The organism is Kitasatospora sp. NPDC091257, assembly GCF_044757675.1.
GTDB classification, from domain to species: Bacteria; Actinomycetota; Actinomycetes; order Streptomycetales; family Streptomycetaceae; genus Kitasatospora; species Kitasatospora lactacystinica.
In genome coordinates this window covers 1-3,232 of record NZ_JBIVVI010001055.1, presented here as the reverse complement: position 1 = coordinate 3,232, position 3,232 = coordinate 1, and the positions used below count along the sequence as shown (strand labels likewise).

The window sequence follows — 3,232 nt, the reverse complement described above, 5'->3', positions numbered from 1 at the left end:
GCTTCCAGGGGCTGTCCGAGGACCCCAGGTTCGTCCGCTACCTCCGTGCCCATGACGTCGACCCGGACCCGGTGGCGGTGACCGACCACGAGGAGTCCGCGCAACGCCTGCGGGAGATCCACACCCACGACGAGGTCGTCCGGGGACTGCACGGACGCGAGACCCGCCTCGTGGACGACCGCCTCTCCTTCGTCAGCCCCGGCCCCCTCCACGAGGCCCAGCCGCGGAACCTGCTGCGCCGTCTCTCGACACCGGACCCGCGAGGCGTCCTCCTGGTCGGACAGGCCGGCGCGGGAAAGACCCGGACCTGCTTCGAGGTCGCGCAGGCCGCCCACCTCGACGGCTGGCAGGTCCTCCACCTCCAGGCGAACAACTCCGTGACGGTGGACGACCTCTCGCAGGTCGTGCGCGAGGCCGAACGGCCCCGGGTCCTGCTCGTCCTCGACTCCCTCGACACCTGCGCCCAGCTGGACCTGCGGGCACTCGTCAACGCCCTGCTGCCCGAGGCCAAACGGTGCGGCGTCCACGTCGCGGCCCTCGCCTCGACCCGTCCGGGAGCACGCCACCGGCTCCACCAGCGCGGTGCCGGGCTCCTCTTCGACGAGGTCCTGCTGCGCCAGGACGAGGACCACCGGACCACGGTGATCACGCACATCCTTCGTGAAGTCGCCCCGCAAGCGCTCCAGCGGTGGGGGGAGGAGGAACTCGCACGGGCCTGCGGGCGCCGTCCGGTCATCGCCCTGCTCATCGCCGACGCCCTCGAACGCCGGATCCGCGCCGGCCACCTTGCCCCGGACCTCGCGCGGGTGCGCCCCGGTGAACTGGTCAGCTGGATCCGGGAGGGAATCCGGCAGGACTCGCTGACCCCCGTCGGCACCGGGGACGCGACCGGCCCGCTGGCCACCGCCCTGCCCGACCTCGCCCACCTGGCCTTCGCCACGGCGGTCAGCATCTGCCCGCAGCCCCGCCCGGCCGTGGAGGAGGCGCTCGACGCGCTGCTCGACGCCCACCCCTCCACCGCCGCGGGCGTCATGGGCGCACGGCACGTCACCGACACCCTGGTCTCGCTGGGGTGGATGGACGAGTCCGAGGGCGAACTCCACGTCGTCCACGACATCGTGACGGACGAACTGGTCCTCCACTCCCTCCTTCCGCCACCGGGCTGGAGCATCCACGGCGCATCCGCCGAAACGCTGTTCGACGCCACGTCCCGGCACTCCCGCTCGTTCGCCCTGTTCACCGGCCATCTGCAGCGGCTGGCCTCCGACCTGGACGGGCCGGGAACGGGCCACCGGGCCGGCGCACTGGAGCGCTTCTGCCGGGACTGGGCCACCCGCAACGCCGTCAGGCTGGGAAAGCTGCTGGAGCACGCGGGCCGGGACGGCGAGCAGGCGCTGCTCGCCATGACCCTCGACCCGCCCTGGAAGTCCGCGGCCCTGGAGACCTGGGACGCGCTGGTCCGCCCCTGGCTGATCCGGGCCGAACTCGACCACGCCGCACGGCCGTTCCTCTCGGCGGCCCTCGGTGATCCGCAGAACGTGCCGCAGCCGCTGATCTCGGCCTCGCTGTCCTGGCTGTCCCGGCGGGCCGGGCAGACCGACGCCGACCACGTCATCCAGGCGCTCCTGGAGCGGGACGACCTCTCCTGCGGCCAGGAGCGGCTGGCCGTGGACCACGCCCTGGAGTGGGTCCGCGGACACGCCGGCTGGCGCTCCACCCCGCTGGTCCTCAAACAGCTGCTCAAGCGGGACCACGACACACCCACCCGCGCTCGGGTGGTGCAGTGCGCCTTCGACTGGCTGAGCCCGCGCCGCCCGTCCGAGGCGAGCGCCGCCGTCCTGCAACACCTGCTGACGTACGGGAACCCGGTGGGGGAGCAGCGGGAGGAGGCCGTCCGCCGCACCCTCGCCTGGTTCGCCGATCACCGTGACGCCGCCGGCACACTGCGGGCCGCGTCGCTCCTGCGCACGCTCCTGAGCCACCCCGCGCTGACGGCGCCCGAGGAGCACGCGGCGCTCGAACGGGGCCTCGACTGGCTCGCGGAGCACCATGCCGAGGTCCCCACCGCGGGCGCGGTGCTCCGCGTCGTCCTGGAGTGCCACAGGCTCACCCCCGGCCAGGCGCGGCGGGTGACCCGCTACGTCGAGGTCTGGAGCAGGCTCCATCCCGCCAGCCCGCACCGCAGCCACGTCCTGCGCGTCCTGCTGGCCAGCGAAGGCAACGGCACCGGCACCGGCACCGGCACCGGCGAAGGCACCGGCGCGGGCACCGGCGCGGGCACCGGACTGCTGCACCAGCTGGCCGGCGACCCCGCCGACCCGGCGGCGGCCGTCGCACTGCAACGACTGCTCGAACACCCGCTGACTCCCGAGGAGGCCCGCCCCCTCGTCTCCCGGGCGTTCCGGTGGCTGGAGCTGAACGAGACCTCCGCCGACCGCCGACGCGTCCTCCAGGCCCTGCTGTGGCGGAGGGAACTGACCGGAGAGCAGCTCACCGAGGTGGCCGACCTGGTGGTGGCGGAGCTCCGCGCCGCTCCCGCCCAGCCGGCCCTCCTCGGCTCGCTCCTCGGCCGCCGCACCGGACTGCGGCCCGACCAGGCCCGGTTCGGAATCGACCTCGCGATCGACCTGTGCGCCGTCCACACCACCTTCCACTTCCAACGGCCGTTCCTGTGCCCGCTCCTGAGGCGCCCGGACCTGACCCCCGAACAGGCCTCCCGGGCGGTGGCGCTGGGACTGGAGCGGCTCTCGGCGAACTTCAGCAACAAGACCCGGGAGATCCTCTGCGCCCTGCTGGAACGGCGGGACCTCTCCCCGGCCCAGCTGTCCCTGCTCCTGAGGCACACGACGGACTGGCTGGCCAGGCGCGGCTCGACGCCGAGGGCCCCCTTCGTCCTGCTGCACCTGCTGGAGCGCGACGACCTGCCGGCCGGGATCGAGCAGGAGGCTCTGCGCAGGGCCCGGGAGGCACTCCTGGCGTACCCGGACGCCCTGCCGGCGCAGCGCCTGCGCGCACGGCTGGCCGGCCGCGGCCCGGCCGGGACCTGAGTGCAGGACAGCAGGCCCGGCGGGTCCCGGTCGGCGCTGTTCAGCCCAGCACCGCCGCCACCGCGCGCGGCGTCCAGTGCCCGGCCGCGCCCGGGCGGGTGGCGAGGTAGCCGGCCGCGCGCCAGGGGCCCCAGCCGTGGGACTCGGCCAGGCCGGCGGCCAGGGTGCGCAGGTAGGGCGGGGTG

At 74.6% G+C, this 3,232-nt stretch carries 1 protein-coding gene; it reads left to right on the top strand.

All coding sequences use genetic code 11. The features are described from left to right. Window positions 1–3,047: ATP-binding protein (locus ACIQOV_RS34215; RefSeq protein ID WP_401054692.1), on the top strand; the 3,047-nt coding region annotated here is incomplete at its 5' end. Window positions 3,048–3,232: the final 185 nt, after the last annotated feature.